This window comes from Streptomyces shenzhenensis (assembly GCF_021462265.1).
GTDB lineage: Bacteria > Actinomycetota > Actinomycetes > Streptomycetales > Streptomycetaceae > Streptomyces > Streptomyces shenzhenensis.
This window is the reverse complement of record NZ_JAJONF010000019.1, coordinates 97,180-124,178: the sequence shown is the minus strand read 5'-3', so window position 1 is coordinate 124,178 and position 26,999 is coordinate 97,180. Positions and strand designations below refer to the sequence as shown.

Sequence of the window (26,999 nt, the reverse complement as noted above, 5' to 3'; positions counted from 1 at the left end):
GGCGCGCATGACCTCTGTGCCCATGCCGATTCCGTCGCGCACGCAGTTCGTGCTGGACGCGATCAAACACCGCATCCTCACGGGACGGCTGACGCCCGGTCAGGCCCTGGTGGAGACCGAGCTCGCCGCGCAGTTCGGGGTGTCCAAGACCCCCGTGCGGGAGGCGCTCAAGACCCTGGCCGGGACCGGGCTGGTCGTGATGAGCCAGTACAAGGGCGTCACGGTGCGCATGGTGGACGCGGACATGGCGCGCGAGGTCTACGACGTACGGCTGCTCCTCGAACCCGAGGCGCTGCGCCGGGCGGTGCGGCGAGGCGCCTCCCTGGACGCCGCCCGCTCCGCCCTCACCCGTGCCGACGACGCCACCGACACCGCCGAACGCTCCCTCGCCAACCGTGACTTCCACCGCGCCCTCTACCTCCCGTGCGGCAACCCGCTCCTCGGCCGGATGCTCGACGAGGTCCGCGACCAGGCCGCCCTCGTCTCCGCCGTCGCCTGGGCCGCCTCCCCCTCCTGGGAGCGGGAGGCAGGTGAGCACCGCGAGATCCTGCGGCTGGCGCTGGACGGCGACGCCGACGGCGCCGCCCGCGCCCTGCACACCCACATCGCGTCCTTCGTCGAGCGGGCGTTCCCCCAGGCAGCCGAGCAGGAAGGCCAGGAATGAGCAGCGTGGCGTTCGAGACCCAACGGGCGGCCCTGGCCGACGTGGTGGCCATCCCGGTGACCCCCTTCGCCGAGGACGGCGGCGTCGACCAGGACGCCCACCGGACCCTGCTGCGCCGGCTCCTGGACGGCGGCGTCCGCACCCTCACCCCCAACGGAAACACCGGCGAGTTCTACGCCCTCGCCCCCGAGGAGCGGCGGCTCGTCACCGAGTCGACCCTCGACGAGGCCGGCGGCCGGGCGGTCGTCCTGGTCGGGGTCGGGCACGACATCGCGACCGCCGTCGCCACCGCCCGGCACGCCCGTGAGCACGGCGCGCAGATGGTGATGGTCCACCAGCCCGTCCATCCCTACGTCTCCCAGTCCGGCTGGGTGGACTACCACCGGGCCATCGCCGCGTCCGTCCCCGAACTCGGCGTCGTCCCCTACATCCGCAACGCCCAGCTTCCCGGCGCCCGCCTCGCCGAACTCGCCGACGCCTGCCCCAACGTGATCGGCGTCAAGTACGCCGTCCCGGACGCCGCCAAGTTCGCCGCCTTCGCCCGTGACGCGGGGCTCGACCGCTTCGTCTGGGTCGCCGGGCTCGCCGAGCCCTACGCGCCCTCCTACTTCTCGGCCGGTGCCACCGGCTTCACCTCCGGCCTGGTGAACGTCGCCCCGGCCGTTTCGCTGAACATGATCGAAGCGCTTCGATCAGGTGACTACCCGGCCGCCATGAAGGTCTGGGAACAGATCCGCCGCTTCGAGGAACTCCGCGCCGCGAACGGCTCCGCCGACAACGTCACCGTCGTCAAGGAGGCCCTCGCCTCCCTCGGCCTGTGCCGCCGCGACGTCCGCCCGCCCAGCAGGCAGCTGCCCGACGCCGAGCGCGCCGAGGTCGCCGCCATAGCCGCCGGATGGCCGCTGTGAAGAAGCCGGAGGAACTCAGAAGCCACCAGTGGTACGGCACCGAAGGGCTCCGCGCCTTCAGCCACCGCGCCCGCACCCGCCAGCTCGGCTACCTCCCCGAGGAACACCTCGGCAAGCCGGTCATCGCGATCCTCAACACCTGGTCGGACATCAACCCCTGCCATGTGCACCTCCGTGACCGGGCGCAGGCGGTCAAGCGGGGCGTCTGGCAGGCGGGCGGATTCCCGCTGGAGTTCCCCGTCTCCACCCTCTCGGAGACCTTCCAGAAGCCGACCCCGATGCTCTACCGCAACCTCCTCGCCATGGAGACCGAGGAACTGCTGCGGTCGTACCCGGTCGACGGGGCGGTGCTGATGGGCGGCTGCGACAAGTCCACCCCGGCCCTCCTCATGGGCGCGGCCTCCGTCGACCTGCCGGCCGTCTTCGTGCCCGCGGGACCCATGCTCCCGGGCCACTGGCGGGGCGAGGTCCTCGGCTCCGGCACCGACATGTGGAAGTACTGGGACGACAAGCGCGCCGGTCTCATCGGCGACTGCGAGCTGCTGGAGCTGGAGAGCGGGCTGGCCCGGTCGCCCGGTCACTGCATGACGATGGGCACGGCCTCCACCCTCACCGCCGCCGCCGAGGCGCTCGGCGTGACCGTCCCGGGCGCGTCCAGCATCCCGGCCGTCGACTCCGGGCACGACCGGATGGCGGCCCAGGCGGGGATGCGGATCGTCGAGCTGGTGCACCGGGACCGGCGGCTCTCCCACCTCCTGACCTCCGACGCCTTCGAGGACGCTGTCACCACCGTCCTCGGGCTCGGCGGCTCCACCAACGCCGTCATCCACCTCATCGCCATGGCCGGGCGGGCGGGGGTGCGGCTCACCCTCGACGACTTCGACCGCATCGCCCGCACCGTGCCCGTCCTCGCCAACGTCCGCCCCGGCGGCCGGACGTACCTCATGGAGGACTTCCACTTCGCGGGCGGCCTGCCCGGCTTCCTCTCCCGCATCCCCGACCTGCTCCACCTGGACCGGCCGACGGTGTCGTACGACACCTACCGTGAGCAGCTGGCCGGCGCCCGGGTGCACCACGACGACGTCATCCGGCCCCGCGACAACCCGGTGGCCGCCGAAGGCGGGGTCGCCGTGCTGCGCGGCAACCTCTGCCCGGACGGCGCGGTCATCAAGCACATCGCCGCCGAGCCGCACCTGCTCAAGCACACCGGCCCGGCCGTCGTCTTCGACGACTACCGGACCATGCAGCGCACCATCGACGATCCTTCCCTCGGGATCACCGCCGACAGCGTGCTCGTGCTGCGGGGCGCCGGGCCCAAGGGCGGCCCCGGCATGCCCGAGTACGGCATGCTGCCCATCCCCGGCCACCTCCTCAAGCAGGGCGTGCGGGACATGGTGCGGATCTCCGACGCCCGGATGAGCGGCACCAGCTACGGCACCTGCGTGCTGCACATCGCGCCCGAGTCGCACGTCGGCGGACCCCTCGCGCTCGTCCGCACCGGGGACTCCATCACCCTGGACGTCGCGGCCCGCACCCTGCGGCTCAACGTGGACGAGGAGGAGCTGGCGCGGCGCCGGGCCGCGTGGACGCCGCCGCCGGTGCGGTACGGGCGCGGGTACGGCGCGCTCTACGACCAGCAGATCACCCAGGCCGACACCGGCTGCGACTTCGAGTTCCTGGCCCGGCCGGGAGAAGTCCCGGACCCGTACGCGGGCTGACCCCCAGACGACCGTCGAAGCGCTTCAGCCATGCCCATGTAGCAAGCGCTTCCCACACTCCCTGCAACTGCCCACCCGTCACCCGTCACCCGTCCACCGCCCCTCACGGACGCACTTCGGGCGGCTCCTCCCCATCGCGAACGGAGAACAGGTCATGGCCCAAGCCGCAGCCGTGGCGAAACCGCCCGCGCCACCCCCGCGGCGCCGTGCCTCCGCGACGCCGCGCAGGCTGCCGTATCTGCTGATCGCCCCGGCGGCCCTGCTGATGCTGGGCTTCATCGCCTACCCGGTGCTCAGCGTCTTCTACTACAGCCTGCAGAACTACAACCCGACCAAGCCCTGGCGGAACGGCTTCGCGGGCTTCGGCAACTTCACCCAGGCCTTCGCGCACGACCCGCAGTTCTGGGACACGCTGACCTTCAGCGCCAAGTGGGTCGTGGTGGAGGTCGGGTTGCAGCTGCTGTGCGGGCTCGCGCTGGCGCTGATCGTCAACCAGACGTTCGCGGGGCGGGCGCTCGGGCGGGCGCTGGTCTTCTCGCCGTGGGCCGTCTCCGGTGTGCTGACCTCCGCGATCTGGGTGCTGCTGTACAACTCGCAGACCGGCGTGACGCGTTACCTCGCCGACGCGGGCATCGGGTCGTACGGCACCAGCTGGCTCTCCGACCCCTCGACCGTCTTCCCGGCGGCCGTGGTCGCCGACCTGTGGCGGGGCGTGCCGTTCTTCGCGATCCTCATCCTGGCCGACCTCCAGTCCGTCTCCAAGGACCTGTACGAGGCGGCGGAGGTCGACGGGGCCGGCCGTGCCAAGCAGTTCTGGCACATCACGCTGCCGCACCTCAAGGACGCCATCGTCCTGTCCACGCTGCTGCGCGCGGTGTGGGAGTTCAACAACGTCGACCTGCTCTACACCCTGACGGGCGGCGGCCCGGCGGGGGAGACGACGACGCTACCCCTCTACGTCGCCAACACCAGCGTCGACGCCCACGACTTCGGCTACGCGTCCGCGCTGACCACCGTGGCCTTCGTGATCCTGCTCTTCTGCTCGATCGTCTACCTGCGGATCAGCAAGTTCGGAGGCGAGACGAAGTGATCACCGAGATCGCCCCCGCGGCCGGGCCCGTCGTCACCGAACCCGCCCGGCCGGGGAAGAAGCGCCGCGCCTGGGACGAGGTCCCGCGCTGGCAGATCTACCTGCCCCTCGGGATCTACCTCCTCTTCACCCTGATCCCCTTCTACTGGATCCTGCTCTTCGCGCTCCGCCCGGCCGGCTCCACCTCGCTGGTCCCCTGGCCGGTCACCTTCGAGCACTTCCATAAGGTGTGGACCGAGCGCAGCTTCGCCACCTACTTCACCAACAGCGTCTACGTCGGCGTCTCGACGCTGGTGCTGACCACGGTCGTCGCGCTGGCCGGCGGCTACGCCCTCGCCCGCTTCGACTTCAGGCTCAAGCGCGGCTTCATGCTGGCCCTGCTCTGCTCCCAGTTCGTGCCGGGCGCGCTGCTCCTGGTCCCGCTCTTCCAGATCTTCGCGAAGCTCCAGATGATCAACTCGCTCGGCAGCGTCGTCATCGCCGAGACGGTCTTCCAGCTCCCGCTGTCGATGATCCTGATCAGCGGCTTCATCAGGAACGTGCCGTACTCCCTGGAGGAGGCCGCCTGGGTCGACGGCTGCGGCCGGCTCACCGCCTTCCGGATCGTCGTGCTGCCGCTGCTGCGGCCAGGGCTGATCGCGGTCGGCTCCTTCGCCTTCGTGCACGCCTGGAACCACTTCCTGTTCGCCCTGATGTTCCTCTCCGACCAGAGCAAGCAGACCATCCCGGTCGGCCTCAACACCCTGATGAGCGCCGACAGCGTGGACCTGGGCGCGCTGGCCGCGGGCGGGATCATCGCCGCGGTACCCGTCGTGATCGTCTTCGCCTTCATCCAGAAGTGGCTGATCACCGGCTTCAGCGCGGGGGCGGTGAAGGGATGAGACGCCTTCCGGGCCGCCGAGGGCGGACGCTTACCCTGCACGCGAAGATCGGCAACGCAGGGAGGACGCTGTGAACTCTTCACCCATCGACGTCGTTCTGGCGGGAGCACGCGGCCACGGCCGCTGGCATCTGGAGAACATCCGCCGGCTCCAGGAGAAGGGGATCGTACGGCTCGCCGGGATCTGCGAGCTGACCCCGCTGGGCGCGGACGAGCTGCCCGAGGGGCTCGGCCGGCCCGCCCAGTCCCCGGACTTCGGCGCCCTGCTCGACGCGACCGGCGCCAGGATCGCCGTGATCTGCACCCCGATCCCCACCCACACGGACCTGGCCCTGACGGCCGCCGAGCGGGGCGTGCACCTGCTCCTCGAGAAGCCGCCGGCGCCGTCGTACGCGGAGTTCCGGCGGATGGCCGACGGGGTCGCGAAGGCGGGTGTGGCCTGCCAGATCGGCTTCCAGTCGCTGGGCTCGCACGCCGTGCCCGCGATCCGGCGGCTGATCGCCGAGGGCGCCATCGGTGACGTGGTGGGAGTGGGCGGCGCGGGTGCCTGGGCCCGGCCCGAGTCCTACTACCGGCGGGCGCCCTGGGCCGGCAGGCGGCGGCTGAACGGCGTCGACGTCGTCGACGGGGTCCTCACCAACCCCCTCGCGCACGCCGTCGCCACCGGCCTCGCGCTGCTCGGCACCGACCGCGCCGAGGACGTCACCGGCATCGAGACCGAACTGCTGCGCGCCAACGACATCGAGTCCGACGACACCTCATGTGTCCGCGTCACCACGCCGCGCGGCCCGGTCGTGGTCGCCGCCACGCTCTGCGCCGAGGAGCCGGGCGACCCCTACGTCCTGGTGCACGGCACCAGCGGCCGGATCACCCACTGGTACAAGCAGGACCGGGTGCTGGTGCAGCGGGCGGGCCGCGGCCCGGAGGAGACCGAGTACGGCAGCACGGACCTGCTGGAGAACCTCGCCGGCCATCTCACCACCGGGGCGGACCTGCTGGTGGAGCCGGACGCGACCGGCGCCTTCATGAAGGTCGTCGAAGCGATCCGGCTGGCCGACGACCCTCTCGCGCTGCCCGCCGACGCCTGGCACCACCTCCCCGAGGACGGGCGCCGGGTCGTGACCGGCATCGACGCACTGGTCGCGGCCTGCGCCGACACCCTCTCCCTCTACTCCGAACTCGGCGCCCCCTGGGAGCCGCCGAACGAGGTGAGCACATGACGGACGACGGACAGACATACACCAACCCCGTCCTGAACGCCGACTGGTCCGACCCGGACGTCGTCCGCGTCGGCGACGACTTCTACCTCACCGCCTCCAGCTTCGGCCGCGTCCCCGGCCTGCCCCTGCTGCACTCCCGCGACCTGGTCAACTGGACCCTGGTCGGCCACGCCCTCGAACGCCTCGAACCCGAGGAGCGGTTCACCGCCCCGCGCCACGACCACGGGGTCTGGGCCCCTTCGTTACGGCACCACGACGACCGTTTCTGGATCTTCTGGGGCGACCCCGACCAGGGCATCTTCCAGGTCAACGCCCCCGAGATCAGGGGGCCGTGGAGCCGGCCGCACCTGGTGAAGGAGGGCCGGGGACTCATCGACCCCTGCCCGCTGTGGGACGACGAGACGGGTGAGGCGTACCTCGTCCACGCCTGGGCGAAGTCCCGCTCCGGTGTCAACAACCGGCTCACCGGGCACCGGATGCACCCCGACGGCAGCTCGCTGCTCGACGCCGGAAAGGTGATCGTCGACGGGGACCGGATACCGGGGTGGTTCACCCTGGAGGGCCCCAAGCTCTACCGGCACGACGGCTGGTTCTGGATCCTCGCCCCCGCCGGGGGAGTGGCGACCGGCTGGCAGGGCGCCCTCCGCTCGCGCGGGTTCTTCGGGCCGTACGAGGAACGGATCGTCCTGGAGCAGAAGGACACCGACGTCAACGGACCGCACCAGGGCGGCTGGGTGCGGACCGGGGCCGGCGAGGACTGGTTCCTGCACTTCCAGCAGCGGGGGGCGTACGGCAGGGTCGTCCACCTTCAGCCGATGCGCTGGGGGGACGGGGGAGGCTGGCCGGTGATCGGGGACGCCGGCGCGCCCGTCGCCGTCCACCCGAGGCCCGCGCTGCCGGCGCAGCCGCCCGCCGCGCCCGCCACCGGCGACGACTTCCCCGGCGGGCGGTTCGGCCGGCAGTGGCAGTGGACGGCCAATCCGGCGGCGGGGTGGGCCACCCAGCACTCGGGGGACGGCCTGCGGCTGGCATGCGTGCGCTCGGGGGACGCGCACGACCCGCGCCGGCTGCCGCACGTGCTGACCCAGCGGCTGCCCGGGACGCCGTGCGTGGTGGAGGTGGAACTGCGGCTGGACCGCGCGGAGCCCGGTGCGCGGGCGGGGCTCGTGGTGCTCGGGGACGCGTTCGGCTGGATCGGGCTGGAGTGCCGGCCGGGCGGAGGCGTGCGGCTCGTGCACCGGTTCGCGGAGGCCGCCGCCGACCGGGAACGGGACGCCGGCCCGTCCTGCCCCGCGCCCGGGGGCCGGGCCCGGCTGCGGATCGGGATCGGCGCGGGGGCGCGGTGCCGGTTCTCGTACGACGTCGGGGCGGGCTTCGTAGCGTCCGGACCGGTGTTCACCGCCACTCCCTGGCGCTGGGTCGGCGCCCTGCTCGGGCTCTTCGCCGCCGCGCCCGAGGGACCGGGCGCCGCCGGGGCCGCCACCTTCACGCACTTCCGCGTCACTCCCTGCTGATCCGTAGCCAGACCAGACAGAAGAGAGCCGATCAATGAAGAGCAGCATCCGCAGAAGCAGGCGCGCGGCCGTCGCCGTCGCCCTGGGCTCCGTGCTCGCGCTGACCGCCACCGCCTGCGGCGACGACGGCAGTGGCAGCGCGGGGGGCAAGGGCGGCGAGGGCTCGGGGAAGGGCACGATCACCTTCTGGGACAACAACGGCGGTGTCCGCACCGACGTGTGGAAGGAGATCATCGCCGACTTCGAGAAGCAGAACCCCGGCATCAAGGTCACGTACGTCGGGGTGCCGGCCGCCAGTGTTCAGTCCAAGTACGACACCGCCATCCAGGGCGGCGGACTGCCCGACGTCGGCGGCGTCGGCACCGCCATGCTCGCGGAGATCGCCGCGCAGGGTGCCCTGGAACCGCTGGACAGCCGGCTCGCGAAGAGCTCGCTGAACGGCAAGCTCAACGAGAAGTTCCTGGAGAGCGTGAAGTCCGCGGGCGGTGACGGAGAGACGTACTCCGTGCCGACCTCCGCGAACAACGGCACGCTCTGGTACCGGACCGACCTGTTCAGCGCGGTCAAGCTGGCACCGCCGACCACCTGGACGAACTTCTACACGGCCGCCGGCAAACTCACCGACCGGGCGAAGAACAGGTTCGGGTACACCATCCGGGGCGGCGAGGGGTCCATCGCCCAGGCGCTGGACGCCATGTACGGGCAGAGCGGGATCACCTCCTTCTGGAATGGTGACAAGACCACCGTCAACGACCCGAAGAACGTCACCGCGCTGGAGAAGTACACCGGCCTGTACAAGAAGGACACCCCGTCCGCCGACGTCAACAACGACTTCACCAAGATGGTCGCGCAGTGGGATTCCGGCACGATCGGGATGCTGAGCCACAACCTCGGTTCCTACGCCGACCACGAGAAGGCGCTGAGCGGCAAGTTCAGGGGGATTCCGAACCCGACACTGGACGACGGGACCCGGGTGCAGGTCTCCAATCCCGTCGACGGTCTCGGTCTTTTCAAGTCCGGCAAGAACAAGGCCGCCGCCTGGAAGTTCATCGAGTTCGCCGCGTCCCACGCGTCCAACAGCAAGTGGAACGAGTCGGCGGGGCAGGTGCCGGCGAACGACGAGGCGGCGCAGGACGCTTGGGTGCGGGCGTCGGAGCCGACGAAGCTGGCGGCCGAGGCGCTCAGCGGGGCCACGACGAAGATCGTGCAGCTTCCTTACTATCTGCCGGACTGGAACACCGTCTCCAAGGCCGGCAACGAGCCGAACTTCCAGAAGGTGCTGCTCGGGAAGATGACGGCGAAGGAGTTCCTGGACACGTTGGCCGATCAGCTGAACAAGGCGCAGGCGGACTGGAAGAAGAATCACTGAGGCAGTTTTTCGGCTGCGGGCCGGTTGTGGCTGGTTGCGCAGTTCCCCGCGCCCCTTTGGGGCGCGGTTCCTCACCCCTGTTTGAAAGGCGATGCTTGTGTCCCTTACGCGCAGACAGGTAACTTCCGCGGCTCTCGCCGCCGTTCCGCTCGTCGGTCGTTCTCCCGGGAAGGACCGCCGCACGCTTTACATCGCCGGAGACTCCACCGCCGCCCAGAAATTCGCCGACGCGGCTCCCGAGACCGGATGGGGAATGGCGATCCCCTTTTTCCTCCGGAAGGAAATCGGCGTCTCCAACCAGGCCGTCAACGGCCGTAGTTCCAAGAGCTTCGTCGACGAAGGGCGGCTCGACGCCATCCTCGCCACCATCCGGCCGCACGACCTGCTGCTCGTCCAGTTCGCGCACAACGACGAGAAGAGCGACGATCCCACCCGGTACACCGAGCCCTGGAGCACGTACCAGGACCATCTGCGGCTCTTCGTCGAAGGCGCCCGTGCGCACGGTGCGCGGCCGGTTCTCGCCACCCCGGTCGAGCGGCGGCGGTTCGACGCCGACGGCAACGCCGTGCCGACGCACGGCGACTACCCGGCGGCCATGCGCGCGCTGGCCGCGCGGGAACGGGTCGCGCTGCTCGACATCGAGGCGCTGTCGCTCGCGCTGTGGCAGGCGCTCGGAGTCGAGACGACCAAGACGTACTTCAACTGGACGGACACCGAGCAGGACAACACGCACTTCAACCCGCCGGGGGCCATCGCCGTGGCCCGGCTCGTGGCGCAGGAGCTGCTGCGCACCCGGGTGCTCGCCCGGCACGACGTCATCCGGCTGCACCAGTCCATCCCCACCTCCTGGATCACCTGGCCACCCGCAAGCTGAGGAGACCCGCACAGTGCGTACACAGAAATGTCATGGACGTGTCATAGGTGCGGTCGTGGGCTGCACGGCTCTCGTGCTGGCCGTGACCGGAACCGCCCAGGCCGCGGCCCCGCACCGGGTCGCGCCCGACCGGCAGGTGCTGTCCGCGGACGACGGCTGGGGCGCCGCCACCACCGGGACCACCGGCGGGGCCGCCGCCGACTCCGCGCACGTCTACACCGTCACCACCTGGGACCAGTTCAAGGCGGCACTCGCCGACGGCGGCAGCGCACCGAAGATCATCAGAGTCAAGGGGACGATCGACGCGGACGGGCCGAGCTGTGACTCGTTCGCCGTGCCCGGCTACGACTTCGACACCTACCTCGCCACGTACTCACCTGAGGCCTGGGGCCGCTCCACCAACCTGGACAACGAGCCCGACGACAGCCCGGAGGGGCTGCGCCGCGCCTCCGCCGCCCAGCAGGACGCGTACATCAAGGCGTACGTCCCGGCCAACACCACCATCGTCGGCATCGGCGAGGACGCCGGCTTCAAGGGCGCCAGCCTGCAGATCAAGGCCGTCGACAACGTCATCGTCCGCAACCTGAGCTTCGAGAGCCCCCTCGACTGCTTCCCGCAGTGGGACCCGACCGACACCGCCGCCGGCAACTGGAACTCCGAGTACGACAGCGCGGTGATCTACGGGTCGACCCATGTGTGGATGGACCACAACACGTTCACCGACGGTGATCACCCCGACAGCACGCTGCCCTACTACTTCGGGCGGATCTACGAGCAGCACGACGGCGAGCTGGACATCGTCAAGGGCGCCGACTACGTCACGGCCTCCTGGAACGTCTTCGCGGACCACGACAAGACGATCCTCATCGGCAACAGCGACAGCGCGTCCACCGCTGCCGTCGACCGCGGGCACCTCCGGGTGACCTTCCACCACAACCTGTTCTCCAACCTGGTGGAGCGGGCGCCGCGGGTGCGGTTCGGGCAGGTCGACTCCTACAACAACCACTTCGTCGCCGAGGACGGCTACGGCTACAGCTACGGCATCGGGAAGGAGTCCCAACTCGTCGCCGAGCACAACGCGTTCACCCTGCCCGACACGGTCAAGGCGGGCTCGATCCTGAAGAAGTGGAACGAGTCGACGCTCACCGCCGACGACAACTACGTCAACGGCGAGCTGACGGATCTGATCGCCGTCCACAACGCGCAGATCCCGGCCGAGACCCTCACGGCGGGCTCCACCTGGACCCCGGCCCTGCGCACGAAGGTCGATCCGGCGCGGGCCGTGCCGCGCATCGTCGACTGCGGCGCGGGCGCCGGCCGGCTGCGCTGACGCGCGTGCGTGACCGGGCCGGGGCACGACCGGCCCCGGCCCGCCCCACCCCCCCCACAGCGAAGGACGTACCACCGCCACCCGTCTCCCCCGCCAAGGAGCACCCGCATGTCCTCGCCCCACCCTCCCCTGTCCAGACGGGGTTTCCTGCTCGCGGGCGCCGGGGCCGGCGCCGCCCTCGCCCTGGCCGCCCGCCCCGCGCACGCGACCGCCCGCCCCTTCGGGCGGTACGGCTCCCCGGAGCGCCGCCGCACCCCGCGGTCCCTGTACGTCGACCCGCACGGCCGCGGCGACTTCACCACCGTGCAGGCCGCCGTGACCGCCGCCACCGGCAGCGGCTGGACGCTGGTCCTCGCCCCGGGCGTCTACCGGGAGACGGTCGCCGTCGACACCACCCGCACCGAGGCCACCTGGATCGGCGCCGCCGAGGACCCGCGTGCCGTCGTCATCGTCTACGACAACGCGGCCGGCACCCCCAAGCCCGGCGGCGGGACGTACGGCACCACCGGCTCCGCCACCACCACCGTGCAGGCCGACGGCTTCACCGCCCACTGGATCACCTTCGCCAACGACTGGCTGCGCGCCGACCACCCGGACATCAGCGGCACCCAGGCCGTCGCCCTCAAGGTGCAGGGCGACCGCAGTGCCTTCCACGACTGCCGGTTCCTCGGCCACCAGGACACCCTGTACGCCGACTCGACGGCCCTCGGGGTGTTCGCCCGGCAGTACTTCGCGCGCTGCTATGCCGAGGGTGACGTCGACTTCGTCTTCGGGCGGGCCACGGCCGTGTACGAGGGATGCCACTTCCGCACCCTGAACCGGACCGACCTGGCGGCCGCCCCGTACGGGTTCGTGTTCGCACCGTCGACGGCGGCCGCCAACCCCTACGGCTACCTGGTGAGCCGGAGCCGGATCAGCAGCGAAGCCCCGGACGCCGCCTACAAGCTGGCCCGCCCCTGGGTGCCCAGCTCCGACACCACGGCCCGTCCCGCGCTCGTCGTCCGCGACTCCTGCCTCGGTGCGGGCATCGACGCCGTCGCGCCGTACACCAACATGTCGGACGCCTTCCCCTGGCAGCGCCAGCGCTTCGCCGAGTACCGCGACACCGGGCCGGGCGCGGTGATCACCGTCCCCGGGAACCGGCCCCAGCTCACCGCCGCCGAGGCCGCGTCACACACCCGCGCGACCTACCTCGGCGACTGGGCCCCGTGGGAGGAGCGCTGACATGCCGACCCGACGCGCGCTTCTCGCCGCCACGGCGGCGGTGGCCATGGGCAGTCCGGTCACGGCCGTCGCCCGCGACCGCCGCGTCCTGCACGTCCACCCCGGCGACTCCGTCCAGGCGGCCGTGGACGCGGTGTCCGGGCCGGGATGGACGATCGTCGTGCATCCGGGAACGTACCGTGAGGTCGTCGACGTGCCCGCCGACAAGGAGGAGCTGACCCTGCGCGGGGCGAGCCGCGATCCCCGGGACGCCGTCGTCGTCTACGACAACGCCAACGGGAAACAGCGGCCGGACGGTTCGGGGACCTACGGCACCGCCGGGTCGGCCACCTTCGCCTCGGCGGCGCCCGGGCTCGTCGTACGCGACCTCACCCTCGCCAACGACTGGCTGCGCGCCGACCACCCGGACGTCACCGGGACCCAGGCCGTCGCCGCGTACCTGACCGGCGACCGGACGCACGTCGAGAACGTGCGGCTGCTCGCCCACCAGGACACCCTGTTCGCCGACACCACCGAACTCGGCTCCTTCGGCCGGCAGTTCTTCCACCGCTGCCACATCGAGGGTGACGTCGACTTCGTCTTCGGACGGGCCACCGCGGTGTACGAGCACTGCCACTTCCGCACCCTGCCACGAGAGGTGACCTTCACCCCCAAGGGCATGGTGTTCGCCCCCTCGACCGCCCGTGCCAACGCGCACGGGTTCCTCGCCGTCCGCTGCCGGTTCTCCTCAGGCGCGGAGGACGGGGCCTACAAGCTGGCGCGGCCCTGGGTGCCGACGTACGAGACCACCGCCTGGCCCTCGCTGGTCGTGCGGGACAGTCTCATCGGCCCCGGGATCGACCCCCGTCGCGCCCTACACGAACATGCGGGACGCCTACCCGTGGCAGTCCATGCGGTTCCGCGAGTACCGCAACTCCGGGCCGGGCGCGGTGATCACCGTCCCCGGGAACCGGCCCCAGCTCACCGCCGCCGAGGCCGCGTCGCACACCCCCGCGACCTACCTCGGCGACTGGAAACCCGCCCGCTCACTCTGAAAATCCCCCTGATCGACGAAAGGACCCGCACGTCATGCGTCGTATCAGCTCCCTCACCGCGCTGGCCGTGACCGCGGCATCGCTCGGGCTGGCCGTGCTGGCCACCCCGGCGCACGCGGCCACCGTCGTGGTCAGCAACTCCACCGACCTGTCCAACGCCATCAAGAACGCCACCGCCGGCACGGTCATCCAGGTCCGCGGCGGCACCTACTACCCGACGGCCACCCTCCAGTCCACGGCGAACGGCACCTCCTCCGCGCCGATCACCCTCACCGCGTACGGCTCGGAGACGGTCAAGATCGACGGCTCGTCATTGCCCTCCGGCCAGTGGATCTTCAAACTGACCGCGGACTACTGGAACGTCTCCAACCTCACCTTCCAGAACTCCCCGGACAGCGCGGTGGTCTGCCAGTCCTGCACCGGCACCAACTGGAACAACGTCAAGACCATCAACGGCGGCGACTCCGGCTTCACCCTGACCGGGGACGGGACGGTCAACAACACCGTCAGGAACCTGGACAGTTACGGCAACTACGACGCCGCCACGCACGGCCAGAACGCCGACGGCGTCGCCATCAAGTTCGGTTCCGGCTCCGGCAACCTCGTCACCGGCGCCCGGCTGTACAACAACTCGGACGACGGGATCGACCTGTGGTCCTTCTCCTCGCCGGTCACCATCGAGCACACCTGGTCCTTCGGCAACGGCGTCAACCGCTGGGGCGACTCCGCCTTCGAGGGCAACGGCAACGGCTTCAAGCTGGGCGGGGGCGGCGTCACCGTCGCGCACGTCGTCAACAACTCGGCCGCCTGGGGCAACTCCGGCAACGGGTTCACCGAGAACTCCAACACCGGCGCGATCGTCATCAACCGCACCACCGCCTACGCCAACGGCGGCTGGGGCTACTACTTCGCCACCAGCGCGGCCAGACTCGGCAAGAACCTCGCGGTGAGCAACGGCAGCGGGCTGGTCAGCAAGGGCTCCTCGGTGGTGTCCGCCGGCAACAACTGGGACAGCGGCGTCAGCACCCCCGCGTTCAAGTCGACGGACGCGACCACCACGTACAACGCCCGGCAGTCGGACGGCTCGTTGCCGGCGACCGCCTTCCTGACGACGGGCAGCACGACCATCGGGGCGACCATGAACTGACCCGCGACCGCGCCGGGACAACCGGAAGGACTCAGTCCAGGGCGCTTGACCCGTTTTTTGCCCGCCGATGAGATATCGATCGGGCAACGGGTCTCGCGCCCACCGGGGCGACGCGCGTAGAACTCCTGACATGCATAAGTCACTTCGCCTCGCGGCGATCGCCACGGCCTGTGTGCTCGCCGGCGGCGCCCTCTACGGCGCCGGTGCCGCCACGGCCGGCCAGTCCACCGCGAACTCCACCCACGAGCCGTACAACATCGGGCTCCTGGTGAAGGACATCGACACCTACTACGGCACCGCCGCCGACGCCAACGGGGTCTACCAGGCCTCGCCGACCAGTCCCTACGCCAAGGACCTGGCGAGCATCGACGCGGACGCCAAGCGCTACATCGACCGGGCCGCGCGCAAGGCGCACCGCCACGGCGAGAAGCCCGCGGTCGTCTTCGACATCGACGACACGCTGCTGCTCAGCCTCGACTACGAAAAGCGCTACAACTACACCTACAACTCGACCACCTGGGCCGACTACGTCAACAGGGCCGACCGTCCGGGCGTGTTCGGCAGCGCCGAACTCGTCCAGTACGCGGAGGGCAAGGGCGTCGAGGTCTTCTACAACTCCGGGCTCAGTGAGGCGCAGCGCACCGCCGCCGTCGAGAACCTGAAGAAGATCGGCGCCGACGTCAACCTCGACGCGGCCCACATGTTCCTCAAGGACAAGGCCAACCCGCCGTCCTACCTGAGCGCCTGCGCCACCCCGGGCACCTGGACCTGCACGACCGTGCAGTACAAGTCCGGCACCCGCAAGCACATCGAGGACGACCTCGGGTACGAGATCGTCGCCAACTTCGGCGACCAGTACTCGGACCTGGACGGCGGCTTCGCGGACCGCACCTACAAGCTGCCGAACCCGACGTACTTCGTGTCGTAACCAGGGCTCGCGGCAGCCCTTTCGGCCATGACGGCCACAGGGAGACGGAAACGGGCCGGGGCGGTTCTCCGGCCCGTTTCGCCTGCCCGGGGTCAGGAGCCGCCCGCGCCGCCGGTGTGCGCCGCGAAGCCGCCGGTCACCGCGTACTGCCTGCCGCCCGCGCTGCCGGTGATCGTGTAGCTGTCGTTCTCCGCGTCACGGCCGCCCTGTTCGTGGTTGTACTGGCCCGCGAACACCCACTCGCCGGCCGCTGCCCTGCTGCCCGGCCTGAGCGTCCACGTGTAGACCAGGAAGCCGTCCCGTGCGGTCACCGTCTGCGTGAAGTCGGCCTCCGGCAGCGAGTGCCAGGCCCCGGTGTCGGACACCCCGCCCGTCTGTGCCACCTTCAACCGGACGGTGAGCGCCGTCAGCTGCCGGGAGATGCGCAGGGTCACATCGGACTGCGCCCAGAAGTCGTTGCTGTGCGGGTCCACCGAGCCGTCCGACCAGAGCGGGCCGTCCTGTTCGCCCTTCGCGGCGGGCGGCGCCGGGGTGGCGGAGGCCCGCGGGGCCGGCGAGCGCGTCGCACTCGCACCCGCCTCGGGCGAGGAACGGGCCGAGGGCACGCCGGGAGCCGGCGGGGCGGCCGGGGGGGACGGCGGGCGGCTGGTCGCGGCCGTGGCGCCGGCCACCCGGACCCAGCCGAGCAGCGGCGGCAGGGTGGCGCGATGGTTCGTCGCGGCTTGTACGAGGTACCGGACGCGGTGTGGTCAACCGAACCACATCGAGCCTGATTCCGTAACACGCGGAAAACCTGAAACGGGTGCGACGCGGGAACAATCCAGCCAGCATCCGCACACGCACGTTCAGGGGACGAGGAGTTCGACCATGTCCGAGACGCAGAAGGCGGCCCGGCCGCAAGGGGCCGCGCCACCTGCCGGCAACGGCGTCGACCGGTTCTTCAAGATCTCCGAACGGGGATCCACCTTCGGCCGGGAGATACGCGGCGGCTTCGCCACCTTCTTCACCATGGCCTACATCCTTGTCCTGAACCCCATCATCCTCGGCAGCGCCAAGGACAAGTTCGGTCACACCCTCGACACCGGCCAACTCGTCACCGCCACCGCGCTGGTGGCCTGCGTCATGACGGTCGTCATGGGCGTCGGCGGCAACCTGCCCCTGGCCATCGCGGCCGGTCTCGGCCTCAACGCCGTCGTGGCCTTCCAGCTGGCGCCGCTGATGAGCTGGTCCGACGCGATGGGGCTGGTCGTCCTCGAAGGCCTGCTGATCTGTGTGCTCGTGCTGACCGGCCTGCGCGAGGCGATCATGAACGCCATCCCGCAGCAGCTGAAGCAGGCGATCGGCGTCGGCATCGGCCTGTTCATCGCGTTCATCGGCTTCGTCGACGCCGGCTTCGTCAGCCGGATCCCGGACGCCGCGCAGACCACCGTGCCGGTGCAGCTGGGGGCCGTCGGACGGCTCACCGGCTGGCCCGTGCTGGTCTTCTGCGCCGGCGTGCTCCTGACCATCGCGCTGGTCGCGCGGAAGGTGAAGGGCGCGATCCTGATCAGCATCGTCACCATGACCCTGGTGGCGGTCGTCATCAACTCGGCGGCGGACATCAAGAGCTGGGGCCTGACCACGCCGAAGGTCCCCGACAAGATCGTGGCCGCCCCCGACTTCGGGCTCATCGGTCACTTCAGCCTGTTCGGCGGCTTCGCCAAGGCCGGTGTCCTCACCGCCGTACTGCTCGTCTTCACCCTGATCCTGTCCGACTTCTTCGACGCCATGGGCACGATCGTCGGCATCAGCGCGGAGGCCGGGCTGCTCGACGAGCAGGGACAGGTGCCGGGCATCGGGCGGGTGCTGTTCATCGACGGCGCGGCGGCGGTGGCCGGCGGCATCGGCTCGGCCTCCTCCAACACCGCGTACATCGAGTCGGCGGCCGGGGTGGGGGAGGGGGCGCGGACCGGCTTCGCCAACCTCGTCACCGGCGGCCTGTTCGGTCTCGCGCTCTTCCTCACGCCGCTGCTGACCATCGTCCCGCTCCAGGCAGCCGCTCCCGCGCTGATCGCCGTGGGCTTCCTGATGATGACCCACGTCAAGCACATCGACTGGGACCGGTACGAGATCGCCATCCCGGCGTTCCTGACCATCGCCGCGATGCCGTTCACCTACTCCATCACGGACGGCATCGGGGCCGGGTTCCTGGCGTACGTCGTCATCAAGACGGTGCTGGGGAAGGCGAAGGAGGTCAACTGGCTGTTGTGGGCCGTCTCGGCGCTGTTCCTGGTGTACTTCGCGATCGATCCGGTGGAGCAGGTGCTGGGTGTGAAGTAGGGGGCGGGGCGCGGGGGCGCGTTCTCGGCCGCGGGTTCGTCGTGGCTGGTCGCGCCCGCGCGGCGGCAGCCGCACATCGACTGCCGCCCCGCGCCCCCGAAGGGGCGCTCTACTTCAGGGCCGCCACCATCATCGCCCTCGCCACCGGCGCCGCCAGCCCGTTGCCGCTCACCTCCGACCGTGCCGCGTCCGACTGCTCGACCAGCACCGCCACGGCGACCTCTTTCCCCGTGCTGTCCGACGTGCCGTACGACGTGAACCAGGCGTACGGCGTCTTGCTGTTGTTCTCGCCGTGCTGGGCCGTGCCCGTCTTGCCGCCCACCGTCACGCCGTCGATCCGCGCGTTCGTGCCCGTGCCGTCCTCGACGACCGTCCGCATCGCGGACCGCAGCTGCTCCGCGGTCGAGGAGCTGACGATCTCCTTGCCGCTCGCCTCGTCGTCGTAGTTCTTCAGCACGTCACCACCGCTGTCGGTGATCTGCGACACCATGTGCGGGGAGACCAGCCTGCCGCCGTTGGCGATCACGGCCGACACCATGGCCATCTGCAGCGGGGTCGCCGTGACGTCGAACTGGCCGATGCCGGAGAGACCGGTCTGCGCCTTGTCCATGCCGGAGGGGTAGACGCTGGCGTAGGCCCGCACCGGCACGTCCAGCTTGTCGTCGTTGAACCCGAACTTCTCGGCCATCGCCCGCACCTTGTCCTGGCCCAGGTCGACGGCCATCTTGCCGAAGACGTTGTTGCAGGAGTAGCGCAGGGCGGTACGGATCGAGGCGTTCTCGCAGGGGGCCGAGCTGTTCTCGTTCTTCAGCGGGGTCGTCGTGCCCGGCAGGGTGTACGGGTCGGGGCTGTCGGTCCGTGTGTCGGCGTTCGCGTAGAGGCCGTCCTCCAGGGCCGCCGCCGCGACCACCAGCTTGAACGTCGAGCCCGGCGGCAGCGGCTGGCGCAGCGCCCGGTTGGTGAGCGGCTTGTCCGCGTCGGCGTTGAGCTTCTTCCAGGCCGCACCGGCGGTGTTGGCGTCGGTGAGCGAGGAGGGGTCGTACGACGGGGTCGACACGACCGCGAGGATCCTGCCGGTCTTCGGGTCGATCGCGACCGCCGCGCCCTTCTTGTCGCCGAGCGCCCGGTACGCCGCCTTCTGGACGTCCGGGTCGATCGTCGTGATCACGTCGCCCGGTTCGGCGCGCTCGCCGGTGACCGTGTCCATCACCGTCCTGAGCCGGCTGTCGGTGCCGTTGAGCAGGTCCTGGTAGATGCCCTCCAGCTGGGTCGGGGCGTAGCTCTGCGACGCGTAGCCCGTCACCGCGGCGTACAGCTTGCCGTTCGTGTACGTGCGTCTGTACTTGAGGTCGCTGCCGCTCAGGGTCCGCGCCGAGCCGGTGACCGACTCACCGGCCACGACGATGTTCCCGAGCGGCTGCGAGTACGTCTCGATGACGTTGCGCCGGTTGTCCGTGTCGTCCGCGAGGGCCTGGCCGTCGTAGAACTGCACCCAGGTCGCCCTGACCAGCAGAGCGAGTACGAGCAGCAGCGCGAAGACGGACGCCCGCCTGATCGTCTTGTTCATCCCGCTCAGACAGACGAGCGAAGGCGGGGTACCCGTTCCCGTACGGGCGGATTTCTCATCGTCCGCTCATCCGGGCCGCAGGGCCCCGCCCGGGCTCACAGGCGGCGCGTCGCCAGCGTCAGGCGGTCCCGCGCGTCGAACAGGGCGTCCTTGATCATCTGTTCGTGGGCGGGGGTGAGCCGGGCCACCGGGACCGAGCAGCTGATCGCGTCGCGGGCCGGGGTGCGGTAGGGGATCGCCACGCCGAAGCAGCGCAGCCCGAGCGTGTTCTCCTCGCGGTCGATCGCGAAGCCCTGCTCGCGGATCTGGCGGAGCTCCTCGATGAGCTTCTCCCGGTCCGTGATGGTGTGCTCGGTCAGCGCCGGCAGGGTCTCCGGCAGCAGCTTGCGGACCTGCTCGTCGGTGTGGGTGGCGAGCAGCGCCTTGCCGAGCGAGGTGGAGTGCGCGGGCAGCCGGCGGCCGACCCGGGTGAAGGGGCGCAGGTAGTGCTGGGACTGGCGGGTCGCCAGGTAGACCACGTTCGTGCCGTCGAGGCGCGCGAGGTGGATGGTCTCCGTGGTGTCGTCGGAGAGCCGGTCCAGGGTCGGGCGGGCCGCCGCGACCACCTCGTCGCCGTCGATGTACGACGTGCCGACGAGCAGGGCCCGCACCCCGATGCCGTACCGCGTGCCGGTCGCGTCCGTCTCCACCCAGCCCAGCTCCACCAGGGTGCGCAGCAACATGTAGAGGCTGGACTTGGGATACCCGACGGCCTCCTGGACGGCCGCGAGGGAGTGCATACCGGGCCGGCCGGCGAAGTACTCCAGCAGTTCCACGGTCCGTACCGCGGACTTGACCTGTGCCCCGCCGCCTGTCTCGCCTGCCGACATCGCCCTTGACCCCTTCGTTGGACGAGAAACCGAGGTTATAGTCTCCAACAGCATATTCATCATCAGAGACAGCGTTCAGTATATCGAACGCCCCTGGTGGATGACCCGGATATGACCCGGATACTGCGGCAGTACGCAACTCATGGAGGGACCCGCGGTGGCAGCAGCACCAGTCTGGAGTGTCGACCCGCGCACCGGGAAGCAGCGTGAACAGGTTGCGGTGGAAGCCACAGCCGAGGAGATCGACGCCGTCGTCAAGGCCGCGCACGCCGCCCGCGGCTCTCTCGCCGACCGCACGGTACGCGCCGCCTTCCTGCGCTCGGCCGCCGCCGGCCTCAATGCGGCCAAGGACCAGCTGGTCGAGGCGGCCGACGCCGAGACCGCGCTCGGCCCCGTCCGGCTGACCGGGGAACTCGCCCGCACCGCCTACCAGCTGCGGGCCTTCGCCGGCCTCGTCGACGAGGGCGCCTTCCTCGACGTCATCATCAACCACCCCGACGCCACGGCCACCCCGCCCATTCCCGACCTGCGCCGGTACAAGGTCCCGCTGGGTGTCGTCGCCGTCTACTCGGCCTCCAACTTCCCCTTCGCCTTCTCCGTCGCCGGCGGCGACACCGCGAGCGCGCTGGCGGCCGGCAACCCGGTCGTCGTCAAGGCCCACCCCGACCACCCGGCCCTGTCCGAGCTGGTGGCGAAGGTGCTGCGCCGGGCCGCCGCCGAGCACGGCATCCCCGAAGCCGTGGTCGGTCTCGTGCACGGCTTCGAGGCGGGCGTCGAGCTGATCAAGCACCCGCTGATCGCCGCGGCCGGCTTCACCGGTTCCGTCCGGGGCGGGCGTGCGCTGTTCGACGCGGCCGCCGCGCGCCCGGTGCCGATCCCCTTCCACGGCGAACTGGGCTCCCTGAACCCGGTCCTCGTCACCGAGGCCGCGGCCGCCGAGCGGGCCGAGGAGATCGGCACCGGGCTCGCCGGGTCGATGACGCTGGGCGTGGGCCAGTTCTGCGTGAAGCCGGGCCTGGTGCTGGTGCCGGCCGGCGCCGCCGGTGACGGCCTGGTCAAGTCCCTGACGGACGCGGTCAGCAACACCGACGCGGGCGTGCTGCTCGACCACCGGATGCGGGACAACTTCCTCGCCGGGGTCGCCGAGCGCGCCGGACTACCCGACGTGGAGAGCCCGGTGACGCCGGGGGCGGGCGGCGAGCACACCGTGAGCGCCGGGTTCCTGACGGTGCCGGCGGCCAGGCTGGCCGAGGAGGGCGGCTACGACCTGCTGCTTGAGGAGTGCTTCGGGCCGGTGACGGTGGTGGTCCGCTACGAGGACCGGGACGAGGCGACGGCGGTGCTGTCGCGGCTGCCGGGCAACCTCACGGCGACGGTGCATGTCTCCGCCGAGGAGGCCGCGGGCGAGGGGGCGGGGACGGAGATCCTCGCGGAACTGACGCCGTTGGCGGGCCGGGTGCTGGTGAACGGCTGGCCGACGGGGGTCGCCGTGGCCCCGGCCCAGCACCATGGCGGGCCCTACCCGGCCACCACCTCCACGTCCACTTCCGTGGGCGGTACGGCCATCGAGCGGTGGCTGCGGCCGGTGGCCTACCAGGGGGTGCCGGAGGCTCTGCTGCCGGCCGAGTTGAAGGACGACAATCCGCTGGGGCTTCCGCGGCGGTTCAACGGGGTTCTGGAGCGGTAGCGCCGGGTGGGGGGCGGGGTGCGTCGGCGACTGCGGGTTGTCCGTGGTTGCTCGCGCAGTTCCTCCCCCAGCCTTCGGCCGGGGGTGCCCCCAGCGCCCCTTCAGGTTGGCTGCCCCTGGGCGAGTTCGATGGTTCTGCTGACACAATCTGACCATGGACGTGGAACTTCCCGAACTTCCTTTCCTTCTCCGCACCTACGGGCCGGACGGGCACTGGTTCTATGAGGACGGGGTGCTCACCGGGTGGGCCGGGGCCCGGCAGGACCGGTTCGTGTCGCCCACCGGGGAGGCGCTGGATCCCGCCTCGGACGCGCCCCGGCTGCTCGGGGCGCCCGAAGGGGATTTTCAGCTGATCGCCCGGGTCACCGTCGGGTTCGGGGCCGCCTTCGACGCCGGTGTGCTGTACGTCCACGTCGGCGACCGGGCCTGGGCCAAGCTCTGCCTGGAGAACTCCCCGGACGTGCCCACCGTCTGCACCGTGGTCACCCGGGGGCACTCGGACGACGCCAACTCCTTCACCGTGGAGGGAAGTTCGGTCTGGCTGCGGATCAGCCGGACCGGGCGGGCGCTCGCCTTCCACGCCTCCAGGGACGGCAAGAAGTGGGTCTTCGTACGGCTGTTCACCCTCGGCACCGAGAAGGAGACCGAGAACGCCCTGGTCGGCTTCATGACCCAGTCGCCGATGGGGGAGGGGTGCGTGGTGACGTACGACCACATCGAGTTCAGGCCCGACTGGCCGGCCGACCTGCGCGACGGAAGCTGAGACACCGCCTGCCGGTCCGGAACCGTCCCGGACGCGGTCACGTCTCCCGTTGCGTGATCAGTGACCGTGCGAGTGAGTTCCGGGTGATCCGTACGGCCCTGTCCGCGGAGGCGGAGACCATCGCCGCGCTGCATCGGCGGGCCCGGTCGACGTACTACCCGGACGGCCTCCCCGACGACGGCGTGGACTGGACGGCCGCCTGGCGCTCCGCCGTCGAACGGCCCGACGGGCAGGTGCTGTGCGTGGTCGAGGCGGGGACGATCACCGGGGTCGCCTCCTTCCGGGTCCCCGAGGGTGCCACCGGCGAGCGGGTCAAGCTGTTCCAGTTCCATGTCGACCCGGACCACTGGCGTGCCGGTGTCGGCACCGCCCTGCACACCGCGTGCCTGGAGCAGTGGCGGGCCGACGGCAGGCGCACCGCCGTACTGGACGTGCACGCCGACAACCGGCGGGCCCAGGCCTTCTACGCCCGGCAAGGCTGGGTGCCGGACCCGGAGCACCCGCCCGCCGCGGGTGACCACCATCTGTGTCTGCGATACGCGGTGGCCGGGGAATGAAAGCAGGCTGGTTGAAGGTTCAGATAGTTTTGGACCGCTGACTACCTGGAGAGAGCCGACACCATGCGCGTGGAGATCTGGTCTGATATCGCTTGCCCCTGGTGCTACGTCGGAAAAGCGCGTTTCGAGAAGGCGCTCGCCGCCTTTCCGCACCGCGACGGCGTCGAGGTGGTCCACCGCTCCTTCGAGCTGGACCCCGGCCGCGCCAAGGACGACGTCCAGCCGGTGCTCGCCATGCTCGGCAAGAAGTACGGCATGAGCGAGGCGCAGGCCCAGGCCGGCGAGGACAACCTGGGCGCCCAGGCCGCCGCCGAGGGGCTGGAGTACCGCACCCGGGGCCGTGACACCGGCAACACCTTCGACCTGCACCGGCTGCTGCACTTCGCCAAGGAGCGGGGCCGCCAGGACGAGCTGATCCAGATCCTGTACCGGGCGAACTTCGCCGAGGAGCGGTCCCTGTTCACCGGGGGCGCGGAGCGGGTCGTCGAACTGGCCGTGGAGGCCGGGCTGGAGGCGGCGGCCGTGCGCGAGGTGCTCGCCGACCCGTCCCGCTACGCCGACGAGGTCCGCGCCGACGAGCGCGAGGCCGCCGAGCTCGGCGCGACCGGGGTGCCGTTCTTCGTCCTCGACCGGAAGTACGGCGTCTCGGGCGCCCAGCCCGCCGAGGTGTTCACGCAGGCGCTCGGCCAGGCCTGGGGGGAGCGTCCCCCGCTGAAGCTGATCGACGAAGGCGGCGCCGAGGCCTGCGGACCGGACGGGTGCGCCGTGCCGCAGCACTGAGAGGTCTTGGGGAAAGCCCAGGTCAGGGGCGACGTATAAGCGTCGCTTAGCGGATCCGGGTAAAAATCCGCAATGGACGGGGGGTTCTCCGGGCCGCAGAGTGGACGCATGGAGACCACGGAGACGTTCGAGAGCCTCGTCCGCGCCGAGTTCACCCCGAAGACCACCTACCTCAACACCGCCAGCAACGGCCTGCTGCCGGCCCGTACCGTCGCCGCCCTGCACCAGGCGGCGCTGCTGCGGGCCGAGGGGCGGCCCCTGACCTCGCTGCACGAGGACGTGGAGGCGTGCCGGGCCGCCTACGCCCGGCTCGCCGGGGTCCCCGCGAGCAGGGTCGCGGCCGGCGCCTCGGTCGCCGCGCACTCCGGTGTGATCGCCGCCTCGCTGCCGTCCGGCGCCGAGGTCCTCACCGCCGAGGACGACTTCACCTCCGTACTGAACCCGTTCCACGTCCGCGGCGACCTCAAGGTCCGCGCGGTGCCGCTGGAGCGCCTCGCCGAGTCCGTCCGCCCGGGCACCGCCCTCGTCGCGGTCAGCGCCGCCCAGTCGGCGGACGGCCGGATCGCCGACCTGCCCGCGCTGCGCGAGGCCGCCCGCGCGCACGGCGCCCGCACCTACGTCGACTTCTCCCAGGCCGCCGGCTGGCTGCCGATGGACGCCGACGCGTACGACTTCACCGCGTCCGTCTCCTTCAAGTGGCTGCTCGGCCCGCACGGCGCGGCCTTCCTGGTGGTCCCCGAGGACTTCGGCGGACTGACGCCGCTGCTCGCGGGCTGGGTCGCGGGCGAGGAGCCGTGGGACAGCTGCTACGGCCCGGTCGCCGAACTCGCCCACTCCGCCCGCCGGTTCGACCTCACCCATGCCCTGTTCACGTTCGCGGGCCTGCGCCGCTCGCTCGACCTGCTCGAGGAACTCGGCGGACCCGCCGTGCACGCCCACGACGTGGGCCTCGCCGACCGGTTCCGGGCCGGGCTCGCGGCCCTCGGACACGAGCCGGTGCCCGCCCCCGGCTCGGCGATCGTCTCGGTCCCCGGGCTCGGCGGCCGTCAGCCCGGGCTGAGCCGGGCCGGCATCGAGGTCTCCGACCGCGCGGGCAACCTGCGCGCGGCCTTCCACCTCTTCAACACCCCAGCCGACGTGGACCGCCTGCTCGACGCCCTCGCGGGCTGAACAGCGCCGCGACAGCCCTGGGGCCGCCCCCACGACGGGCGTGGTGGCGGCCCCAGGACCGGTGTACCGCGGTACGGGCTCAGCGGATCGGCGTGAAGTCCCGTGCCCCGATGAACTCAGGCCGGCGCACCGGTGCCGCGAACGGTTCCACCGCCGTGTTCTCCACGCTGTTGAACACGATGAAGACGTTGCTGCGCGGGAACGGCGTGATGTTGTCGCCGGATCCGTGCATGCAGTTGCAGTCGAACCAGGTCGCCGAACCCGCCCTGCCGGTGCACAGCTTGATGCCGTGCCGGAAGGCCAGTTCCGTCAGGGCCTCGTCGGAAGGGGTGCCGGCGTCCTGCATCTGCAGCGACTTCTTGTAGTTGTCCTCGGGCGTGGCGCCGGCGCAGCCCAGGAACGTCCGGTGCGAGCCCGGCATGATCATCAGGCCGCCGTTGGTGTCGTGGTTCTCGGTCAGCGCGATCGAGACGGACACCGTGCGCATGTTCGGCAGGCCGTCCTCGGCGTGCCAGGTCTCGAAGTCCGAGTGCCAGTAGAAGCCGCTGGCGCCGAACCCCGGCTTGACGTTGATCCGGGACTGGTGGACGTACACGTCCGAGCCCAGGATCTGCCGGGCCCGGCCGACCACCCGCTCGTCGCGCACCAGGTTCGCGAACACCTCGCTGATCCGGTGCACCTCGAAGACGGACCGGATCTCCTTGGACTTCGGCTCCACGACGGAGCGTTCGTCGGCCCGGACCGCCGGGTCGTCGATCAGCCGCTCCAGCTCCCGCCGGTACCCGGCGACCTCGTCGTCGGCGAGGAGCTGGTCGACGGTGAGGAAGCCGTCGCGCTCGAACGCCGCCAGCTGGTCCCCGGCGATCGGGCCGGGCGCGCCGGGCGCCGACCAGACGACCGGGTCCTTGCGGGGGACGGCGACCTCGACGGGGCCGCGGCTCGGGTACAGGTCGGTGACGGTGGTCATGGTCAGCCCTCCTCCGTCAGCAGGGGATAGACGCCGTTCTCGTCGTGGTCCTCCCGGCCGGTGACCGGCGGGTTGAACACGCAGACGCACCGGAAGTCCTCCTTGACGCGCAGCGAGTGCCGCTCGTGCCCGTCGAGGAGGTACATGGTGCCGGGCGTGATCGTGTACGACGTCCCGGTCTCGTGGTCGGTCAGCTCGGCCTCGCCCTCGACGCAGACGACGGCCTCGACGTGGTTGGCGTACCACATCGACGTCTCGGTGCCCGCGTACAGGATCGTCTCGTGCAGCGAGAAGCCGACCCGCTCCTTCGCGAGGACGACGCGTTTGCTCTCCCATGTGCCGGACGCCGACTTCACATGCCGGTCGGTGCCTTCGGTCTCCTTGAACGAACGGACGATCACGGTGGTGTACAGCCTCCTT

At 70.9% G+C, this 26,999-nt stretch carries 24 protein-coding genes and 1 pseudogene; 20 read left to right on the top strand and 5 right to left on the bottom strand.

All coding sequences use genetic code 11. The features are described 5' to 3' along the window. The first annotated feature begins 7 nt into the window (after positions 1-7). The 14 genes and pseudogenes from LQ326_RS24415 (at position 8) to LQ326_RS24350 (ending at position 15,900) form a co-directional block, all read left to right on the top strand. The gene (locus LQ326_RS24415; RefSeq protein WP_234539698.1) at positions 8-664 is read left to right on the top strand and encodes a GntR family transcriptional regulator; all 657 of its coding nucleotides are present in this window, start codon (positions 8-10) and stop codon (positions 662-664) included. Beyond that, positions 661-1,572 carry a dihydrodipicolinate synthase family protein gene (locus LQ326_RS24410; RefSeq protein WP_234539696.1) on the top strand — a complete coding sequence of 304 codons (912 nt, stop codon included), beginning with the start codon at positions 661-663 and terminating at the stop codon, positions 1,570-1,572. The genes LQ326_RS24415 and LQ326_RS24410 overlap by 4 nt, the downstream gene beginning before the upstream one ends. Continuing rightward, positions 1,560-3,290 carry an L-arabinonate dehydratase gene (gene araD / locus LQ326_RS24405; protein WP_234539695.1) on the top strand — a complete coding sequence of 577 codons (1,731 nt, stop codon included), beginning with the start codon at positions 1,560-1,562 and terminating at the stop codon, positions 3,288-3,290. Before LQ326_RS24410 ends, araD begins: the two co-directional genes overlap by 13 nt. Before the next feature lie 154 nt (positions 3,291-3,444). After that, positions 3,445-4,380 (top strand): carbohydrate ABC transporter permease, encoded by a 936-nt coding sequence (locus LQ326_RS24400; RefSeq protein ID WP_234539694.1) that lies wholly within the window; start codon positions 3,445-3,447, stop codon positions 4,378-4,380. Beyond that, positions 4,377-5,261, top strand: a complete 885-nt coding sequence (locus LQ326_RS24395) for a carbohydrate ABC transporter permease (RefSeq protein WP_234539692.1) — start codon at positions 4,377-4,379, stop codon at positions 5,259-5,261. The genes LQ326_RS24400 and LQ326_RS24395 overlap by 4 nt, the downstream gene beginning before the upstream one ends. Positions 5,262-5,331: 70 nt before the next feature. Continuing rightward, the gene (locus LQ326_RS24390) at positions 5,332-6,480 is read left to right on the top strand and encodes a Gfo/Idh/MocA family protein (RefSeq protein WP_234539691.1); all 1,149 of its coding nucleotides are present in this window, start codon (positions 5,332-5,334) and stop codon (positions 6,478-6,480) included. Beyond that, positions 6,477-7,994 carry a glycoside hydrolase family 43 protein gene (locus LQ326_RS24385; RefSeq protein ID WP_234539689.1) on the top strand — a complete coding sequence of 506 codons (1,518 nt, stop codon included), beginning with the start codon at positions 6,477-6,479 and terminating at the stop codon, positions 7,992-7,994. The genes LQ326_RS24390 and LQ326_RS24385 overlap by 4 nt, the downstream gene beginning before the upstream one ends. 34 nt (positions 7,995-8,028) lie before the next feature. Then, positions 8,029-9,363, top strand: a complete 1,335-nt coding sequence (locus LQ326_RS24380; protein WP_234539688.1) for an ABC transporter substrate-binding protein — start codon at positions 8,029-8,031, stop codon at positions 9,361-9,363. A gap of 97 nt (positions 9,364-9,460) precedes the next feature. Further along, complete coding sequence (locus LQ326_RS24375) at positions 9,461-10,237, top strand: rhamnogalacturonan acetylesterase (RefSeq protein WP_234539687.1); 777 nt, start codon at positions 9,461-9,463, stop codon at positions 10,235-10,237. A gap of 13 nt (positions 10,238-10,250) precedes the next feature. Continuing rightward, positions 10,251-11,567, top strand: coding sequence for a pectate lyase family protein (locus LQ326_RS24370; protein WP_434056956.1), 1,317 nt, complete (start codon positions 10,251-10,253; stop codon positions 11,565-11,567). Between the two features lie 108 nt (positions 11,568-11,675). After that, positions 11,676-12,791: a pectinesterase family protein gene (locus LQ326_RS24365; RefSeq protein WP_234539684.1), complete on the top strand. Its 1,116-nt coding sequence runs from the start codon at positions 11,676-11,678 to the stop codon at positions 12,789-12,791. 46 nt (positions 12,792-12,837) lie between these two features. Further along, positions 12,838-13,825, top strand: a pseudogene (locus LQ326_RS24360) (pectinesterase family protein). A gap of 34 nt (positions 13,826-13,859) precedes the next feature. After that, positions 13,860-14,972, top strand: coding sequence for a right-handed parallel beta-helix repeat-containing protein (locus LQ326_RS24355; RefSeq protein WP_234539683.1), 1,113 nt, complete (start codon positions 13,860-13,862; stop codon positions 14,970-14,972). A 130-nt stretch (positions 14,973-15,102) separates the two neighbouring features. Beyond that, on the top strand, positions 15,103-15,900 hold the full coding sequence (locus tag LQ326_RS24350) for an HAD family acid phosphatase (protein WP_234539681.1): 798 nt from the start codon (positions 15,103-15,105) through the stop codon (positions 15,898-15,900). A gap of 92 nt (positions 15,901-15,992) precedes the next feature. Here the strand turns inward: LQ326_RS24350 and LQ326_RS24345 are convergent, their stop codons facing one another. Continuing rightward, on the bottom strand, positions 15,993-16,505 hold the full coding sequence (locus tag LQ326_RS24345) for a hypothetical protein (protein ID WP_308402009.1): 513 nt from the start codon (positions 16,503-16,505) through the stop codon (positions 15,993-15,995). Between the two features lie 262 nt (positions 16,506-16,767). Here LQ326_RS24345 and LQ326_RS24340 point away from each other — a divergent pair, with 262 nt between their 5' ends. Continuing rightward, positions 16,768-18,219 carry an NCS2 family permease gene (locus LQ326_RS24340; protein ID WP_234539680.1) on the top strand — a complete coding sequence of 484 codons (1,452 nt, stop codon included), beginning with the start codon at positions 16,768-16,770 and terminating at the stop codon, positions 18,217-18,219. Between the two features lie 109 nt (positions 18,220-18,328). Here the strand turns inward: LQ326_RS24340 and LQ326_RS24335 are convergent, their stop codons facing one another. Beyond that, positions 18,329-19,786 carry a peptidoglycan D,D-transpeptidase FtsI family protein gene (locus LQ326_RS24335; RefSeq protein WP_234539678.1) on the bottom strand — a complete coding sequence of 486 codons (1,458 nt, stop codon included), beginning with the start codon at positions 19,784-19,786 and terminating at the stop codon, positions 18,329-18,331. Positions 19,787-19,881: 95 nt separating this feature from the next. Continuing rightward, positions 19,882-20,655 carry an IclR family transcriptional regulator gene (locus LQ326_RS24330; RefSeq protein WP_234539677.1) on the bottom strand — a complete coding sequence of 258 codons (774 nt, stop codon included), beginning with the start codon at positions 20,653-20,655 and terminating at the stop codon, positions 19,882-19,884. Positions 20,656-20,812: 157 nt separating this feature from the next. Between LQ326_RS24330 and LQ326_RS24325 the strand changes: the two genes are divergently transcribed. The 5 genes from LQ326_RS24325 to LQ326_RS24305 all read left to right on the top strand — a co-directional run bounded on the left by LQ326_RS24325 (position 20,813) and on the right by LQ326_RS24305 (position 25,612). Next, a complete protein-coding gene (locus LQ326_RS24325) occupies positions 20,813-22,342 on the top strand; it encodes an aldehyde dehydrogenase (NADP(+)) (RefSeq protein WP_308402008.1) in 1,530 nt (509 codons plus the stop codon). Positions 22,343-22,496: 154 nt separating this feature from the next. Then, positions 22,497-23,105, top strand: coding sequence for a DUF1349 domain-containing protein (locus LQ326_RS24320; protein WP_234539675.1), 609 nt, complete (start codon positions 22,497-22,499; stop codon positions 23,103-23,105). A 53-nt stretch (positions 23,106-23,158) separates the two neighbouring features. Further along, positions 23,159-23,662, top strand: a complete 504-nt coding sequence (locus LQ326_RS24315) for a GNAT family N-acetyltransferase (RefSeq protein WP_234539673.1) — start codon at positions 23,159-23,161, stop codon at positions 23,660-23,662. 63 nt (positions 23,663-23,725) lie between these two features. After that, on the top strand, positions 23,726-24,442 hold the full coding sequence (locus tag LQ326_RS24310; protein ID WP_234539671.1) for a DsbA family oxidoreductase: 717 nt from the start codon (positions 23,726-23,728) through the stop codon (positions 24,440-24,442). A 108-nt stretch (positions 24,443-24,550) separates the two neighbouring features. Then, on the top strand, positions 24,551-25,612 hold the full coding sequence (locus LQ326_RS24305; RefSeq protein WP_234539670.1) for an aminotransferase class V-fold PLP-dependent enzyme: 1,062 nt from the start codon (positions 24,551-24,553) through the stop codon (positions 25,610-25,612). Between the two features lie 79 nt (positions 25,613-25,691). On the opposite strand, the gene thpD is transcribed toward LQ326_RS24305, so the two are convergent. Continuing rightward, a complete protein-coding gene (gene thpD / locus LQ326_RS24300; RefSeq protein ID WP_234539669.1) occupies positions 25,692-26,579 on the bottom strand; it encodes an ectoine hydroxylase in 888 nt (295 codons plus the stop codon). A gap of 2 nt (positions 26,580-26,581) precedes the next feature. Beyond that, a complete protein-coding gene (locus LQ326_RS24295; protein WP_181807997.1) occupies positions 26,582-26,980 on the bottom strand; it encodes an ectoine synthase in 399 nt (132 codons plus the stop codon). Positions 26,981-26,999: the final 19 nt, after the last annotated feature.

What these genes read in the sequence shown, in the direction of transcription:
- LQ326_RS24415 (WP_234539698.1), top strand. Translation starts at nt 8, where the DNA reads ATGACCTCTGTGCCCATGCCGATTCCGTCGCGCACGCAGTTCGTGCTG.
- LQ326_RS24410 (WP_234539696.1), top strand. Translation starts at nt 661, where the DNA reads ATGAGCAGCGTGGCGTTCGAGACCCAACGGGCGGCCCTGGCCGACGTG.
- araD (WP_234539695.1), top strand. Translation starts at nt 1,560, where the DNA reads ATGGCCGCTGTGAAGAAGCCGGAGGAACTCAGAAGCCACCAGTGGTAC.
- LQ326_RS24400 (WP_234539694.1), top strand. Translation starts at nt 3,445, where the DNA reads ATGGCCCAAGCCGCAGCCGTGGCGAAACCGCCCGCGCCACCCCCGCGG.
- LQ326_RS24385 (WP_234539689.1), top strand. Translation starts at nt 6,477, where the DNA reads ATGACGGACGACGGACAGACATACACCAACCCCGTCCTGAACGCCGAC.
- LQ326_RS24380 (WP_234539688.1), top strand. Translation starts at nt 8,029, where the DNA reads ATGAAGAGCAGCATCCGCAGAAGCAGGCGCGCGGCCGTCGCCGTCGCC.
- LQ326_RS24365 (WP_234539684.1), top strand. Translation starts at nt 11,676, where the DNA reads ATGTCCTCGCCCCACCCTCCCCTGTCCAGACGGGGTTTCCTGCTCGCG.
- LQ326_RS24355 (WP_234539683.1), top strand. Translation starts at nt 13,860, where the DNA reads ATGCGTCGTATCAGCTCCCTCACCGCGCTGGCCGTGACCGCGGCATCG.
- LQ326_RS24350 (WP_234539681.1), top strand. Translation starts at nt 15,103, where the DNA reads ATGCATAAGTCACTTCGCCTCGCGGCGATCGCCACGGCCTGTGTGCTC.
- LQ326_RS24340 (WP_234539680.1), top strand. Translation starts at nt 16,768, where the DNA reads ATGTCCGAGACGCAGAAGGCGGCCCGGCCGCAAGGGGCCGCGCCACCT.
- LQ326_RS24335 (WP_234539678.1), bottom strand. Translation starts at nt 19,786, where the DNA reads ATGAACAAGACGATCAGGCGGGCGTCCGTCTTCGCGCTGCTGCTCGTA.
- LQ326_RS24330 (WP_234539677.1), bottom strand. Translation starts at nt 20,655, where the DNA reads ATGTCGGCAGGCGAGACAGGCGGCGGGGCACAGGTCAAGTCCGCGGTA.
- LQ326_RS24320 (WP_234539675.1), top strand. Translation starts at nt 22,497, where the DNA reads ATGGACGTGGAACTTCCCGAACTTCCTTTCCTTCTCCGCACCTACGGG.
- LQ326_RS24310 (WP_234539671.1), top strand. Translation starts at nt 23,726, where the DNA reads ATGCGCGTGGAGATCTGGTCTGATATCGCTTGCCCCTGGTGCTACGTC.
- LQ326_RS24305 (WP_234539670.1), top strand. Translation starts at nt 24,551, where the DNA reads ATGGAGACCACGGAGACGTTCGAGAGCCTCGTCCGCGCCGAGTTCACC.
- thpD (WP_234539669.1), bottom strand. Translation starts at nt 26,579, where the DNA reads ATGACCACCGTCACCGACCTGTACCCGAGCCGCGGCCCCGTCGAGGTC.